This is a genomic window from Pseudomonas sp. B21-051 (genome assembly GCF_024748795.1).
GTDB lineage: Bacteria > Pseudomonadota > Gammaproteobacteria > Pseudomonadales > Pseudomonadaceae > Aquipseudomonas > Aquipseudomonas putida_A.
Genome location: NZ_CP087166.1, coordinates 3,277,543 through 3,292,323, shown reverse-complemented (window position 1 = coordinate 3,292,323; position 14,781 = coordinate 3,277,543). Strand labels below are relative to the sequence as shown.

Annotated in this window: 14 protein-coding genes and 2 pseudogenes; 9 read left to right on the top strand and 7 right to left on the bottom strand. The window is 59.7% G+C overall.

What is annotated here, in order from left to right:
* From LOY52_RS14640 to LOY52_RS14630, 3 genes are read left to right on the top strand one after another with little or no spacing between them, the layout of a single operon-like run.
* Positions 1-1,104: an extracellular solute-binding protein gene (locus LOY52_RS14640; protein WP_258674595.1), complete on the top strand. Its 1,104-nt coding sequence runs from the start codon at positions 1-3 to the stop codon at positions 1,102-1,104.
* 47 nt (positions 1,105-1,151) lie between these two features.
* A complete protein-coding gene (locus LOY52_RS14635) occupies positions 1,152-2,273 on the top strand; it encodes an agmatine/peptidylarginine deiminase (protein ID WP_258674593.1) in 1,122 nt (373 codons plus the stop codon).
* 50 nt (positions 2,274-2,323) lie between these two features.
* The gene (locus LOY52_RS14630) at positions 2,324-3,346 is read left to right on the top strand and encodes a GlxA family transcriptional regulator (protein ID WP_258674591.1); all 1,023 of its coding nucleotides are present in this window, start codon (positions 2,324-2,326) and stop codon (positions 3,344-3,346) included.
* A 25-nt stretch (positions 3,347-3,371) separates the two neighbouring features.
* Here the strand turns inward: LOY52_RS14630 and LOY52_RS14625 are convergent, their stop codons facing one another.
* Positions 3,372-4,406 (bottom strand): alpha/beta fold hydrolase, encoded by a 1,035-nt coding sequence (locus LOY52_RS14625; protein WP_258674589.1) that lies wholly within the window; start codon positions 4,404-4,406, stop codon positions 3,372-3,374.
* 301 nt (positions 4,407-4,707) lie between these two features.
* On the opposite strand from LOY52_RS14625, the gene LOY52_RS14620 reads away from it, so the two are divergent.
* On the top strand, positions 4,708-5,121 hold the full coding sequence (locus LOY52_RS14620) for a cupin domain-containing protein (RefSeq protein WP_258674588.1): 414 nt from the start codon (positions 4,708-4,710) through the stop codon (positions 5,119-5,121).
* A 6-nt stretch (positions 5,122-5,127) separates the two neighbouring features.
* Here LOY52_RS14620 and LOY52_RS14615 read toward each other — a convergent pair whose 3' ends face one another.
* Positions 5,128-6,117 (bottom strand): AraC family transcriptional regulator, encoded by a 990-nt coding sequence (locus LOY52_RS14615; RefSeq protein ID WP_258674586.1) that lies wholly within the window; start codon positions 6,115-6,117, stop codon positions 5,128-5,130.
* Between the two features lie 120 nt (positions 6,118-6,237).
* Positions 6,238-6,933, bottom strand: a complete 696-nt coding sequence (locus tag LOY52_RS14610) for an SDR family NAD(P)-dependent oxidoreductase (RefSeq protein ID WP_258674584.1) — start codon at positions 6,931-6,933, stop codon at positions 6,238-6,240.
* A 436-nt stretch (positions 6,934-7,369) separates the two neighbouring features.
* Here LOY52_RS14610 and LOY52_RS14605 point away from each other — a divergent pair, with 436 nt between their 5' ends.
* A complete protein-coding gene (locus LOY52_RS14605) occupies positions 7,370-8,866 on the top strand; it encodes a sensor domain-containing diguanylate cyclase (RefSeq protein ID WP_258674583.1) in 1,497 nt (498 codons plus the stop codon).
* Positions 8,867-8,907: 41 nt separating this feature from the next.
* On the opposite strand, the pseudogene LOY52_RS14600 reads toward LOY52_RS14605, so the two are convergent.
* Positions 8,908-9,039 (bottom strand): annotated as a pseudogene (locus tag LOY52_RS14600) (AraC family transcriptional regulator CmrA); the annotation flags it as partial.
* Between the two features lie 214 nt (positions 9,040-9,253).
* Here LOY52_RS14600 and LOY52_RS14590 point away from each other — a divergent pair.
* Entirely contained in the window at positions 9,254-9,475 is a 222-nt protein-coding gene (locus LOY52_RS14590) for a hypothetical protein (protein ID WP_258674582.1), read from the top strand.
* 163 nt (positions 9,476-9,638) lie between these two features.
* Positions 9,639-11,765 (top strand): TonB-dependent siderophore receptor, encoded by a 2,127-nt coding sequence (locus LOY52_RS14585; protein WP_258674581.1) that lies wholly within the window; start codon positions 9,639-9,641, stop codon positions 11,763-11,765.
* A 67-nt stretch (positions 11,766-11,832) separates the two neighbouring features.
* Here LOY52_RS14585 and LOY52_RS14580 read toward each other — a convergent pair whose 3' ends face one another.
* Entirely contained in the window at positions 11,833-12,372 is a 540-nt protein-coding gene (locus tag LOY52_RS14580) for a GAF domain-containing protein (protein ID WP_027613840.1), read from the bottom strand.
* A 218-nt stretch (positions 12,373-12,590) separates the two neighbouring features.
* Between LOY52_RS14580 and LOY52_RS14575 the strand changes: the two genes are divergently transcribed.
* A complete protein-coding gene (locus tag LOY52_RS14575) occupies positions 12,591-12,821 on the top strand; it encodes a hypothetical protein (RefSeq protein ID WP_258674579.1) in 231 nt (76 codons plus the stop codon).
* Here LOY52_RS14575 and LOY52_RS14570 read toward each other — a convergent pair.
* Positions 12,822-13,501, bottom strand: a pseudogene (locus tag LOY52_RS14570) (SOS response-associated peptidase family protein). It abuts the gene before it with no gap.
* Positions 13,502-13,712: 211 nt separating this feature from the next.
* On the opposite strand from LOY52_RS14570, the gene LOY52_RS14565 reads away from it, so the two are divergent.
* Positions 13,713-14,003 (top strand): hypothetical protein, encoded by a 291-nt coding sequence (locus LOY52_RS14565; RefSeq protein ID WP_258674577.1) that lies wholly within the window; start codon positions 13,713-13,715, stop codon positions 14,001-14,003.
* 3 nt (positions 14,004-14,006) lie between these two features.
* On the opposite strand, the gene LOY52_RS14560 is transcribed toward LOY52_RS14565, so the two are convergent.
* Positions 14,007-14,747 (bottom strand): hypothetical protein, encoded by a 741-nt coding sequence (locus LOY52_RS14560; RefSeq protein WP_258674575.1) that lies wholly within the window; start codon positions 14,745-14,747, stop codon positions 14,007-14,009.
* Positions 14,748-14,781: the final 34 nt, after the last annotated feature.

Below are 14,781 nucleotides of genomic sequence, written 5' to 3'. Positions count from 1 at the left end.
ATGGCTAAGCATCAAAAACGACTGCTCGGCGTTCTGGGCCTGGCGCTGACCTGCGTGATTCCGTCGCTGCATGCCGAGGACAAGACCCTGCGGCTATACAACTGGGCCGATTACTTTGCCGAAGACACGCTGAGCCGCTTCACCGCCGAAACCGGGATCAAGGTGATTTACGACGTCATGGACGGCAGTGAAACCCTCGAAGCGAAGATGCTCTCTGGCGGCAGCGGCTATGACCTGATCTTCCCCGGCGACACTGTGGCCGAGCGCCTGATGCGCGCCGGCAGCCTGCTGCCGCTGGACCCATCGAAGCTCACGGAGATGGCCGACATCGAACCCGGTTTGCAGAAATTGCGCAGCCATTATGAACACTCAAGCAAAGCCACCGTGCCCTACACCTGGGGCACCATCGGCCTGACGTACAACGCGGCGCAGATCAAGCAGCGCATGACCGACGCACCGGTCAACAGCCTGGACATGCTGTTCAAACCGGAGCTGGCGGCGAAGTTTGCCGACTGTGGAATTTCGCTGATCGACTCGCCGGATGAAGTGCTGGCGGTGGTGCTCAATTATCTGGGGCGCGATCCGCGCAGCGCGAAACCGGTGGATCTGGCGGCGGCCAGTGAGGTGCTGATGAAGTTGCGGCCTTATGTGCGCAAGTTCCAGTCGCAACCGGTGACCGATCTGGTCAACGGCAACCTGTGCCTGTCGCTGGGTTACAGCGGCGACATGACCCAGGCCCAGCGCACCTCGGACAGCGCTGGCAAGACCACGAAATTTGAGTATCGCATCCCCCGCGAAGGCACCACGGTGTGGATGGACACCATGGCGATCCCGGTCGATGCGAAACACCCGGAGTACGCCTACGCGTTCATCAACTTCGTGATGCGCCCGCAGAACATGGCCGCAATCAGTAACTTCACCGGTTACCCGACTTCCAACGCCAAGGCGCGGGCCGGCGTCGATGCGGCGATGCGCAACAACCCGGACATCTACCTCGACGAGGCGACCTATGCTCGATTGATCCCGGGCAAGGACATTCCCCAGGCCGACATGCGCGCACGGATGCGCACCTGGACCAAATTCAAAACCGCCACCCACCCATGATTCAACGGCCGGCGCCCGGTCGCCGGCCCTTTTCAGGAAAACCAGAGATGTCGACACGTCGTGAGTTCATCAAACAGCTATCGGTCGCTACAGGTGTCAGCGCCGCAGTCATGGGTCTCGGGCTGGCGCCGGGCAGACTACTGGCGGCCAGTGCGGGGGATTGGTTCATGCCCGACGAGGGTGACAGGCACGAACGCGCCTTCATTGCTTTCGGCGCACAGGATGCGATCTGGGAAGATTTCACCGCCGATGTGCAGGCAGCACTGGGTCGCATCGCCCGCACCATCGCCCGCTATGAGCCAGTCACGGTGTTGTGTCGCAGTGGCGAACGCAGCCTCGCCGAAGAATATTGCGGCACCCGCAACGTCACCTACGTGACCGCCGCGCTTGACGACATCTGGATGCGCGATATCGGCGCCAATTTTGTCATCGATGACAAAGGCGGGCTTGGCGCGGTGGACTTCAATTTCAACGGTTGGGGCAACAAGCAGCGGCACAGCAAGGATGCGAAAATCGCTGCGCGACTGGCCGCCGACGCACAGGCGACGTACCTGCGCAGTGAACTGGTGGGCGAGGGCGGTGGTATCGAGGTCGACGGCCACGGCACCGGGATCATGACCGAGAGCAGCTGGATCAACAGCAACCGCAATCCCGGCTGGAGCAAGGCCGATGTCGAGGCTGAATTGAAGGAGCGTCTGGGCCTGCGCAAAATCATCTGGCTGCCGGGGATCAAGGGCAAGGACATCACCGACGCCCACGTCGATTTCTATGCACGGTTCATCAAGCCCGGTGTGGTGATCGCCAACCTCGACAGCGACCCTGAATCCTACGATCACCAGGTCACGCTGGCGCACCTGGAAATTCTCAAGAAAGCCACCGACGCTGACGGTCGCCCGCTGCAAATCCACACGATTTCACCGCCACTCAAGCCGCGCCAGAGCAAGTTCAACCAGAACAACCCGGATTTTGCTGCGGGTTACATCAACTACTTCGTGATCAACGGCGCGATCATCGCCCCGGAGTTCGGTGACAAGGAGGCCGACAAAAAGGCTTATGACCTGTTATCGAAGCTGTACCCGGAGCGCAAAGTCGAGTTGCTGAACATCGATGCGATTGCTGCCGGTGGCGGCGGGATTCACTGCGTGACCAGTCATCAGCCGCAAGCGTGATTGACTCTTTGGCCCATCGAGCCAACTATCGGCGCATAACAACATGACCGATGGGCCAGACCTTGATCGAACGACGTCAATTCAGCGGAGGCATGAAGGGCAAAAACCTCCGCTATCTGAATGAGCAATCTGCAGATTCACGCCTCACCCGCACGGGTTTTCTGTTGCTGGAACACTTTTCGCTGCCGGCCTTCACCCAGGCGCTGGATACGATCATCACTGCCAACCTGTTGCGCGCCGGACTGTTCAGCTCGCGCACGTTCGGGCTGGGCGAGGGTGAGGTGATCAGCGATCTGGGGCTGGTGATTCGTCCGGATGCGCGAATTGATATGGCCAGTCTTGCGGATCTGGACTTGCTGGTGGTGTGTGGCGGCTACCGCACTGAGCTGAAGGCCAGTGAAGAGTTGATCAACCTGCTGCGCGCGGCAGCGGAACGCGGCGTCAGTCTGGCCGGTTTGTGGAACGGTGCGTGGTTTCTCGGCCGCGCCGGACTGCTTGATGGCTATCGTTGCGCGATCCACCCGGAACATCGTCCGGCGCTAACGGAAATTGCCAAAGCCACCCAGGTCAGCAGTGAACCTTATGTGATCGATCGCGACCGGCTCACGGCTTCCAGTCCGTCCGGGGCTTTCCATATGGCGCTGGACTGGATCAAGGGGTTGCATGGCAAGGCGCTGGTCGAAGGCATCGAGGACATTCTGGCGTTCGAGGAGTCGCGGTATCGGCGGATCAAACCGGATGAAAACCTCTGCGTCAGCGCACCGTTGCGCGAGGTGGTCAAACTGATGGACGCCAATCTCGAGGAGCCGCTGGAGCTGGAGCAACTGGCGGTGTATGCCGGGCGCTCGCGGCGGCAGTTGGAGCGCTTGTTCAAGGAGCAACTTGGCACCACGCCGCAGCGCTATTACCTGGAATTGCGCATCACCGAAGCCCGGCGCCTGTTGCAGCACACCGAGCTGTCGCAGATGGAAGTGCTGGTGGCCTGCGGTTTCGTTTCGCCGAGCCATTTCAGCAAGTGCTACAGCGCGTTTTTCGGTTATCGTCCGTCCAGGGAAAAACGCCTGGTCAAATAGACCGAGGCGTTTTCTGCGTTCGGCCTCAGAGGTGATCGGCGTCGATCACCGCCTGAGCAAACGCCTGCGGATCTTCTTGCGGCAGGTTGTGGCCGATGCCGCCGTTGATCAGGCGGAACTGGTACTTGCCGGTGAAACGCTTGGCGTAATCCTCGGGTGCCGGGTGCGGCGCGCCGTTGGCATCGCCCTCGAGGGTGATGGTCGGCACGCTGATCGGCGGGGCGCTGGCGAGTTTCTGTTCCAGCGCCGCGTATTGCGGTTCGCCCTGCACCAGGCCCAGACGCCAGCGGTAATTGAACACGGTGATCTCGACGTGATCGGGGTTTTCCAGCGCTTTGGCGCTGCGGTCGAACGTGGCGTCATCGAAGGCCCATTTCGGTGAGGCGAGCTGCCAGATCAGCCTGGCGAAGTCGTGAGTGTTTTTGCGGTAACCGTCACGGCCACGTTCGGTGGCGAAGTAGAACTGATACCACCACTGCAATTCGGCCTTGGGCGGCAACGGATTTTGCCCGGCAGCCTGATTGCCGATCAGGTAGCCGCTGACCGAGACCAATGCCTTGACCCGTTCCGGCCACAGCGCCGAGACGATATCCGCCGAGCGCGCGCCCCAGTCGTAACCACCGAGCACCGCTTGCTTGATGTTCAGTGCATCCATGAAGTCGATCACGTCGCTGGCCAGCGCAGCAGGCTGACCGTTGCGCATTGTCTGATCGGAGAGGAAATGCGTGTCGCCATACCCCCGCGCATACGGCATCAGCACCCGATACCCCTTGGCGGCGAGCAACGGCGCGACCTCGTCATAACTGTGAATGTCGTACGGCCAGCCGTGCAGCAGAATCACCACCGGCCCCTGCGCCGGGCCGGTTTCGGCGTAGGCCACATCCAGCAGTCCGGCCTTCACATGCTTGAGCGGGCCGAACGGCGAGGGTGCGGAATAGCTGACGCTGTGCTCGTCGGTTGCCGGTTGCGCGGCGGCGGCCGTTGGCATTTGAGTTGCCGCCAGCGCACCGAACAGCGCCACGGCGAGGATGTTCATACGGTTGGATGCTGCGTTTTTCATGCTGAAGTCTCCTTGGCAATCCTGTCGGGGGCAGGTGCGGGCTGAGCCCGGCAAACCTTGCAGGCATTTGAACGCCGGGACGTATCTGGCCCATGTCGAAAAAGCGCGATGATTCAAGTTCATGTATCGCCGGGGCGTCTGTACACACTGTGATACACAGCCGGTGTGCTTTGTATGGCCGTGTATCCAGCATTGCGCGCGATACACGGCGAGACCAAACCCGGGTTTTTCGACACGTCGCCGCTACACCCGGCAGTCACAGTGCAGGCCTTCACACCATGACTGTCGAGAGGGCAATTGCATGCAACGCACACTGATTCTGGCCACTGTGGCCGCACTGGTTTCATTCAACGGCCTGGCACAGGCGGCGGACGCTCAGGCCATGAGCTGGCAGCAGGGCCTGAGCCGTACCGACCTGATTCGTCAGGACCTGGGCGACACGGATCGCGAGGTGATACAGGCACGTATCAATTTCGAACCGGGTGTCACCGCGCCGCGGCATGCGCATCCGGGTGTCGAGGTGGCGCACGTGCTCAGCGGCACGCTGGAGTATCAGCTGGAGGGGCAGCCAGCAGTCACGCTAAAGGCCGGCGACTCGCTGTTCATCCCGGCAGGCGTGGCCCATGTGGCGAAGAACGTCGGCCAGGACAAAGGCGTCGAACTGGCGACCTATGTGGTGAAAAAGGGCCAGCCGCTGCTGGAGCTGAAGCCGTGACCGGGCTTATCTGGCGCGCAGCAACTTGCGGTAGTCCACCGGCGAAATCCCGCGGGCCTGACGGAAGGAATGGCTGAAAGAACTGGCCTGCGAGTAACCCAGCATCAGGGCGATGTTCATGATGCTGGTCTCGGTCCGGCGCAGGTAATGGTCGGCCAGTTCCATGCGCATGGTTTCCAGCACCTGATTGAAGTTTTCTCCTTCGGCGGCCAGTTTGCGCTGCAAGGTGCGCGGCGAAATCGCCAGCTGCCGGGCCAGACTTTTCAGGCTGAAATCGCCGGTCGGCAACTGTTCGGTGAGCAGTGCGCGCAAGCGGTCGGTCACGGAAAATGCCGGGTACGTCAGACACAGCTGCCAGTCGGCCTCCAGCAGCATGCTGCGGTGCATGCGCGGGTCGGCGCCCTGGATCCGCGTCGAGAGCGTCGATTCGGCAAACACCAGCGCATTGCAACCGGCCTCGAATTGCACCGGACAGCCAAAGAAGTGTTCATACAGCGCCGGTTCGCCCACCGCCGGATGCATCATCCGCACTTCCAGCATTGGCTGATTGCTGGCGATCAACCAGCGGCCGAACGCTGCCCAGCCAACCATCAGGGCTTCCTGATGCAGGGCGCAGTAAGGCTCCAGCTCACTGATGCGTTGATCTTCGAGCGTCACGCGGCCGTCGCCGATGACGATTCGGGTCTGGCTGGACGGGCTGTCGTAAACGATCTTGCCGAATCGCAGAATCATGTTCAGCGACTCGCCCAGTGTCGCGCTGGTCATCAGCACATAACCCAGCACGCCATAGGTGCCCGGGCGCACGGCGGCGCCGACCAACAGGCCGAAATGCGGCAGGTTGCTGCTGAGCGCCGCCAGTTCCAGCAAGGCACGCAGTTGGCGCATGGGAATGCGCACGATCGAGTCGGACAACTGTTCGCGTGAGAGTCCGGTCTGCTGCAACAGCCAGTCGCCATCGCAGCCGTATTGTTCGGCGACATCAAGGACGTGGTTCACGAAGGCAGCGCTGGAAGTGGCGGGTCGCATGGGGGGAGGGGAAGTCCGGTAATCCGGTGATCTTGCTTTTCCGAAAGGTGAAGAAAGCGACGTCGCCAAGGCGCGCGGCGTCAATAGACCCTACATGCGCCCGATCACCGGAATGCCGGTACCGGTGACCGCCGACGCTTGCTCCGAAATCAGAAACAGAATGACCGCCGCCAGTTGCGCCGGTGTCACCCAGCGCTGATGCTCGGCGTCGGGCATGGCTTCACGGTTTTGCGGGGTGTCGAGAATGCTCGGCAGCACGGCATTGACCGTGATGCTCATGTCTTTGAGCTCTTCGGCGAGGCTTTCGGTCAGGCGCAGTACGCTGGATTTCGACGCAGCGTAAGCGCCCATGCCCAGTCCGGCCTTGGCCGCCATGCTCGCGCCGATATTGACGATGCGTCCCGCCGAGGACTGCAGCAGCAATGGCAGCAAGGCTTTGCTGGCGTTCAATGCGGTTCGAAGGTTCAGCGAGTAGAGCCGATCCCAGGCCTCTAGCGCACCGCCCAACAACGGTTCCCACGCATAGCCGCCGGCGCCGTTGACCAGGGCGTCGAGGCGACCGAAATAGCGGTTGATCTGGTGGGCGACTGCCTGGCAATCGGCGAGGGAGGTCAGATCGATGCCGGACAGGACCAGTCGATTGTGGGAGCTGGGCAGTGTAATCATCGCCCGATCGATCAGCACCAGATCTGCGCCCTGGGCTGCGGCCATGTCCGCCAGGGTCTCGCCGAGATTCCCCAGGGCGCCGGTAATCGCCACAACGCGCCGTGAGAGTGACTGAGTCATCAAGAGTCCTTTCCTTTTTAAGGGCGCATACTCTAATGATATCGGTGGCCGGTGGCATGCTTTTGGATGTCAACTTGTTGTGCAAAAGTGCCAAAATTTTATGCTTGGCAAAACAAGGGGAAAGGGTCGTGAAACAGGCGTCAGAAAGTTGGCTTCAGGCTCGTGGCGCCAAGCGGATACTGAAAGCCTGGCGATGGTTTGGTCTGGCATTCTTGTCGTTGTTTCGCCAAGCGCAAATTCTTTCCTGAAGTCTGCAGCACGCTTTTTCCGGACAAGCAGCGCAAATTGGAAGTACGTTTTTTTACGCGACATAATCTGTTGCTGCAGCAAGCCAGTGCTACTTGTATCCTTGCGCGCGACAAGGACACGCGGCTGCAGTCATCGAGTCGGTGACCAGCCGCAGGAACGGAAACCGGACTTTCCCAAAGGTAGTAATGTGAAGCGTGATACCCGCCTGGTTGTGCTTTTGTTGTTGGTGATCGGTTGTTCCCTTGCGTCACTGACGGTGTGGAAAGTGGTGGCCTCTCGAGAGCGCGCGCTGGAGGAAGTCAACGTTCATGGCTTGAACCTGACCCAGGCTCTGGCGACTTACTCCGAAGGCATCGTCCGCCAGAGTTCGTTGCTGCTGCTCGGACTCGTCGAACGCCTGGAAACCGAAGGCAGCGGCCCCGCGCAGATCCAGCGTCTGAGCGCACTGGTCAATCGTCAGGAGCCGCTGATGCCGCAGCTCAGCGGCATCACCATCTACGACAACCAGGGCCGTTGGCTGATGTCTTCCAATCGACCGATCCCGGCCGGGGCCAACAGCAGTGATCGCGTCTACTTCATCCATCATCGTGACGACCCGAGCCGCGAAACCTTTATCGGTCCGCCGATCCAGAGCCGCTCCAATCAGGAGTGGGTGATCACTGTCAGTCGCCGTTTCAATGATGCGCACGGCGAGTTTGCCGGGGTGGTGGCGGTGACCCTGGGAATCGAAAACTTCCTGCGCCTGTTCGGCAAGATCGATGTGGGGCAGGAGGGGGCCATCGGCTTGTCCTATACCGACGGTACGTTGCTGGTGCGCTATCCGTTCCGCGAGCAGGACATGGGCCGCAATTTTTCCAAGTCGCCCATCTATGCGAAGTATCTGGTCGATCGATCGGTCGGTACCGCGTCGTTTACCTCCAGCCTCGATGGCGTCGAGCGGCTCTACGCCTTCCGCAAGAGTGACCGGCTGCCGCTGATCACCACCGTCGCCCTCGGCAAGCGCGAAGCCCTTGCTGCGTGGCGCATGGAAGCCTGGCTGTCGGCAGTGGTGGTCGCGGGGTTGCTGGGTCTCACCGGGCTCATCGGCTGGCTCCTGATTCTCGATATTCGCAGGCGTACCAGGGCTGAAGACCAATTGCGCGGGACGCAGCAGCAGTTGCTTTCCTCCAATCGTCAGCTTGAGTTACTGGCGATGAAGGACGCCCTGACCGGCCTGGCCAACCGGCGCTGCTTCGATGAGAGCCTCGCCATGGAAGCCCGGCGCGCACAACGTGACGGCACGACGCTGGCGTTGCTGATGATCGATATCGACTACTTCAAACTGTTCAACGACTCATTCGGGCATGTCGCCGGCGATGCCTGCCTGCAGAAGGTCGGCACAATCCTCGAAGGTTGTGTACGGCGCCCCTCCGATCTGGTGGCGCGTTACGGCGGCGAAGAAATGAGCGTGATCATGCCGGCCACCGACAGTGACGGTGCTGCGGTGGTGGCGCAGTTGATCCTCGATCGCTTGCAGCAGGAGCACATCCCGCACCCGTCCAGCCCGTTCGGCCGGCTGAGTGTGAGTATCGGCATCGCTACGGCCTCGGGGTCGCAACTGCAATCCTTGCAAGGGTTGATCGAGGTCGCCGATCAGGCGCTGTATAACGCCAAGACGCTGGGGCGTAACCGGTTTGTGAAGTGATCGGTGGGCATTAATCCGATAGATCGCCGTCGGACTGACTTTCACGCCGGGCGGCGAACCCGCTGGGTGTCCCTTGATGGCGGACACCCGAACTGGCGACTGTACTCCAGGCTGAATTGCGACGGGCTTTCGTAGCCCACTCGATAGCAGGCACTCGCCACATCCAGCCCTTCGCCGAGCTCGCCGTCTGCGCTATCGCGATGTTTTGCGCCAGGAAACGGACAAGATCCGCGTCACGGTGGTGTGCACGGGCGTCGTCGAGTCCGAACTGGCCGCTTCATTTATCGAGGCCGCAACGAAAACCATCCGTCGCGCCATCAGTAGTCGCCGCTGAACACTCCAGAACCGCAGCCCTCTACCGACTTACAAGTCACCGGGGTAACGACCATGAGCGACGTTCGGAAAGAGCAGGCGTTGGCCGCCTGGCGAAAATTGCTGGAAGAGCCGGAGATCCGTATGGACGCCGAGGATCAATACGACGAGTTGCTGAAAATGGCCGATAGCATGGAACAGGAAAGGCTGATTACAGCAACTGAATGGCGCCAGTTGGTGCGCAAGGCCGGGGCGAGGTTCGTCCAGGCCACCGAGGGGCTTTCGGGCGGAACATAGAAAATTCGCGGGGCAGGGTGCAGAGCGACGGTGCCGCATTGACAGCTGCAGATGCTGTTAATGGGAATTTGTATTAATTGCGAATAGTTTTGTATAGCATGCGCGGGACTTTTTTGGCGGTTCCACTCCCTGCATTGGCCTATTCGTAAAGGTTTCTCTCTCCATGCGTCGAACCCTGCTTTCCATTTGTGTGCTGCAAGCATTGTCGCCTGCTTCATGGGCTGACCAGACGGGGGCATCACCCTCAACGCTGGAGCTGGACGCAACCGATGTCATCGGTACTGCGAATTACGAAAGAGCGGACGGCCCGGTGCAGGGTTATCGGGCAACGCGCTCGGCTAGCGCTACGCGTACCGACACCTCGATCCATGAAACTCCGCAATCGATCAGTGTGGTCTCGAAGGACGCGGTCGAAGATCTGGGCGCCACCCGATTGCAGGACGCGCTGGACTACGCCGGCGGAGTGGGGCGAGCGAACAATTTCGGTGGCCAGGGTCTGACCACGTTTACCGTGCGCGGCTTCACCACCGGCGAGTTCTATCGCAACGGTTTCCCGATCAACCGCGGCTATCCGAACATGCCGGATGCCAACACGATCGAACGCCTCGAAGTGCTGCGCGGCCCGGCGACCATGCTCTACGGTCGGGGTGATCCTGGCGGCACCTTCAACGTGGTGTCCAAACAGCCGTTGCCTGAAAGCAGCGTCACCCTGGGCAGCCAACTCAACGATCAGGGCATGAAACGCGGCACGCTGGACGCTTCCGGCCCGCTCGACGAAGAAGGGCGTCTGGCCTATCGCTTGAACGTTGTGGGCGAGGGCGGCGACACCTTTCGCGATCACGTCGAAACCGAGCGCTACGGCATCGCGCCGGTGCTCACCTGGCAGGCAAGCGACACGACCAGGCTGATTTTCGAAGGCGATTTCATGCGCAACAACGCGCCTCTGGATCGAGGCCTTACCCGTTACGCGAAGCAGACGGGAACCGCTTCGCGCGACAGTTTTTTCGGCGAAAAAGACGCTGGCAAACTGCATAACGACAACAACATGGCCCAACTGCGTTTCGAGCACATGCTCAATGACGACTGGACTCTGGGCGGCGGTTTCCAGTGGCTCGATGGTTCGCTCAAGGGCAACGCAATCGAGGCCAATGGCATTGCCGACGACGGCCGCACCCTCGGGCGCAATTTCAACTATCGCAAGCTGGAGTGGACCGACAAGGATACCCAGCTCAACCTGACCGGGCACTTCGATACTGCGGGTTTGCAGCACACGTTGCTCACCGGTATCGAGTACGAGGATTACGACTACAAGTCGATCATCCAGCGCTCCGGCGGCGCCGTCGGTGCGTACCCGATCGACATCTTCGACCCGGTCTACGGCCAGCCGCGCCCGGCACTCACCCGCACGCCGACGCACGACAAGGAAAACCTCAAGACGTATGCCGCGTTCGTGCAGGATCAGGTGGCATTGACCGATAAACTGAAGGTGCTGGCCGGGGCGCGTTTCGAGCGCTTCGAACATGATTACGAAACTTACGTGCCCGGTGGCAAGAGCTGGCAGGCCAGTGACAACGCGGTGACTCCGCGAATCGGTGTGACCTACGACCTGACCGAGACATTGGCGGTCTATGCCGACACTGCGCGCTCCTTCAAGCCAAACACCGGCGCCAGTCGCCAGGGCGGAGGGTTCGAGCCAGAGAAGGGCAAGTCCTATGAAATGGGGCTCAAGTGGGAAGCGCTGGATCAGCAGTTGAGCGTCGACGCGGCGATCTATCAGATCGAAAAACGCAACGTGCTGACCACCGACCCGGTTGACTCGACCTTCAGCGTTGCGGCCGGCGAAGTGCGCAGCCGTGGATTCGACGTCAACGTGGCCGGCAACCTCACCCCAGAATGGCGGGTAATTGGTGGCTATGCCTATGTCGATGCCGAAGTGACCAAGGACAACGTGCTGCGCTCTGGCACGCGGCTGATGAACATCCCGAAAAACAGCTTCAGCCTGCTGAACATGTATGAATTCCAGGACGGCACCTTCAAGGGACTGGGCCTGGGCACCGGCCTCAAGTACGTCGACGAGCGCGCCGGCCAAACCGCCAACACCGCGTTTTCGATGGGTAGCTATACCGTTGTCGACTTGCTCAGCTTCTACAAGATCAATGACAAGGTGCGGCTCAATCTCGACGTGAAAAACCTCTTTGACCGAGATTATGAAGAGGGCGCATTCGGCAACGTCTATGCCTATCCGGGGGCGCCGCGAACCGTGCAGGTCGGCGTTTCCTACACCTTGTAGCAGGGTGGAGCAAAATTCTCACAGGCCACAAATGAAACAGCCCTGAATATTCAGGGCTGTTTCTTGTTTATCCGATAACGCTTGAAACGTTCTTGCTGTAGCCGCTGCCGGCCTCCGTCAGATTCGCGTAAAAGATACAGCCGATCAGTCTCGCGAACAGGCCTAACGTGTCCGCCAGATCCGGGTCGTCGAAAATCACCGCTCTGGAGTCCAACGCACACAGCGCGCCCCAAAGTTGTCCGTCAGGAAGGAAAATGGGCGCGCCTGCGTAGCTTTCAATCAAATATTGCTTAACCACGGGGCGTGTGGAAAACCTGCCGTCGCGACTTATCTGCGGCACGAAAAGCACTTGGGGATCTCTGCGAAACTCACTGCACAGTGTGGTTTCCAGTTCCAGCGTGTCGCCGGAGTTGATCCCAAGCTCGATTGGATCGTAGGCGGAACAGACGATCCAGTCAGTCTCGGTGAATTTCGCGATCGCCGCGAAGCGTGTCCCGGTCATGCGTGTAACGAGCTGCAGAATATTGGTCGTAGCTTCAATTTCAGCGATAGAGGAACGTTCCTCCGCGCTTAGCAACGCTCTGTCAATGGTGTCACTGAGGGGCATGCATTGTTCTCCGGTCATGATTTTTCGAGTTGGCGACTGCTAAACGCTTTTGAAACTGCCCGTTTTGATACTAAACAAAATGGATTCGTTCACATCAAAGGTTCCTGATGGCTGCAATAGCGAAGGATCATTGGCGCGCGGCTTGAGGTGCCGTTATCGGCGGCGTAGCCTTGATCACACAAATTGTTGGATCTGGCATTGAATGCAGGGTGAGGAAAGTGGAAGGCGTAGTGTTGAACGAAAAGATGCAGCGTGAAGCTGATCGGCTGCTAGCGCAGATTGTCCGGGCAGACTCGATGATCATCGCTGTGAAGGCGGGTGCCCGTGCGGATGGCTTCGTGCTTGGACTGGAAACCGGCGGGGTTTTGCGTGCCGGCGATGCTGAAAGGCTGTACATCATTTTTGAGGCCGCGCTGGTGGAGCGCTTGAAAACGCTGACGCACAGTTGATCAATCGATCGGCTTGATCAGGTCCGGGCCGTGGTTTCGGACATTCCCCTCCGCCCGGTCAACCTTGAACCACTCGAACACCTCTGTCGGTTCGCCTTGGTGCAGCACCATCTGTTCGGCGCGTTCTTTCGGCGTGGCCGGATCCAACCATTCCCGGGCGAGCTCAGGCGATAACGCCACCGGCCGCCGGTCATGGATATCGACCATGCCACCGGCGCTATCTGCGGTGATGATCACAAAACCGTCATGCTCGCCCGGGCCGTGTTCCTCATTCGGGTATTGGCCAATGGCGGCACACAGGATCGGCGATTGGTCCCCGTGCCTGATCAGATAGGGCTGCTTCTTCGGGCCGCCTTCGTCGACCCACTCGAACCAGTTGTTGATCGCTATGAGCGCCCGGTGCGGCCAGATCGCGCGGAAGAACGGGCCGTGGGCGACTTTCTCGACCCTTGCGTTGATCGGTGCGGCGCGGTCTTTTGCCCACTGGGGGCTCCATCCCCACCGAACCATGTCCGCGTGCAGGAATTAACCTTCCTGGTGAAAAAGGGCGAGCTGGGCGGTGGCGCGGCGTTGTATCGCTCGAAAGGCTGCTCTCCGGTGGGGTTGATCAGGGCGTTCGGCATACTCAGCGCCGCCACGAAGTCGTGAATGCCGCTGTATTGGGAGAGTCGTCCACACATTGCCCGTTCCTCGCATGGTTCCTTCAGCGTAGACCCGCTGGCGCGAGCTTCGTCACAAAAACCTTTTCCGGCGCGAGTTGCGCAATTTTGATAACCAGTCGTCGGGACATGTTGAATATTGGCCAATCTGCCCCTTTCACCAAACTGTAACCTTGCCTAATCTGCACGCTCGTTCCGAATAATTCGGGCTTTCTTAAGGAAGGGATCTGCCTTGAATACTCATGTAGCTGTTGGAGATGAAGCGCGCCCAGCATTTGATTCGACCATGCACGAAAGCTGCTCGATAAAAGGGCTCTTTCTCATGATTGAGGCGGAGTTGAGCGGATGCCCAAGTAATGCTTTTTTAGTCATCGCAGTATTAAAAGACCTCGCTTTGAAAAATGACCCCGGTTGGCAGCAACGAACCTTTGGTTTTCTGAAGGGGGTCTGGGCGATGGGGCGACTCGATGAGAAAAGGCTCGCGAAACTGGAGAATAACCTTTATCGCTTTCCAATCCAGTAACCCTCAATCGACTTTGCGCCTGCCTGTCCGGCCAGGCGCCGGCTTCGTCACAAAACCTTTTCCGGCGCAGGTCGGGCAGTCGTCCCGGGCGCCAAACCGATCGCGGCAGGTGGGGCACATACAGAAAGCCGCCGACTCGATGTGAGGGCGCACCTTTTCAAAGGCGTGTAGGTCGCGCTCTTCCTGGGCGACTTGCGCAACATCAACCAGAGCGCGGTAAGCGTCTGGATCATCCATTGGCTTGTAATCAACACCGCGAACGACTCGTTCGGTTTCAACCAGTTGATACAGGCGCCCGTTAAATTCCAGCATCAGGCCTGAGATTGTCCCAATCTTCCGGGAAAGCCCCAAGGTCAGCCGCACACCGTCTGCGCCAGAGTAAACCTTGCCGTCGTAGGTAAAGGAGGCGCCGCGTGGTTCGTCGCTTTCGAAGTTGAAGATCGACCGGTTGATTTTGCCAAGCAGCCTTCCGGTGTCGATCTGAACGACATCGTAGGTAGACGCTCCTCGGTACTGCCCCGGCGAGTTTTGCAGCTCCTCGACAGAATGCCAGTAGGCAGCGTTTGCCATCTCGTTCATATCGAACTGCTCAAGCTGATCGATCAGTCCCTCTGTATGCAGGTCGGCCGCCATTTGATGAAGCGTTTCCCGGTGCCCCTCGGGGTTTTGCATTCGAAAGTCCTGGTCGTCGAGAGTCGTGCGCCATCGCTGGAGCCGTAGGGATTTGGCTTGGTCGAAATTCATGCGGTGTGATTCGCTGTACATGTGCTGTATGAAT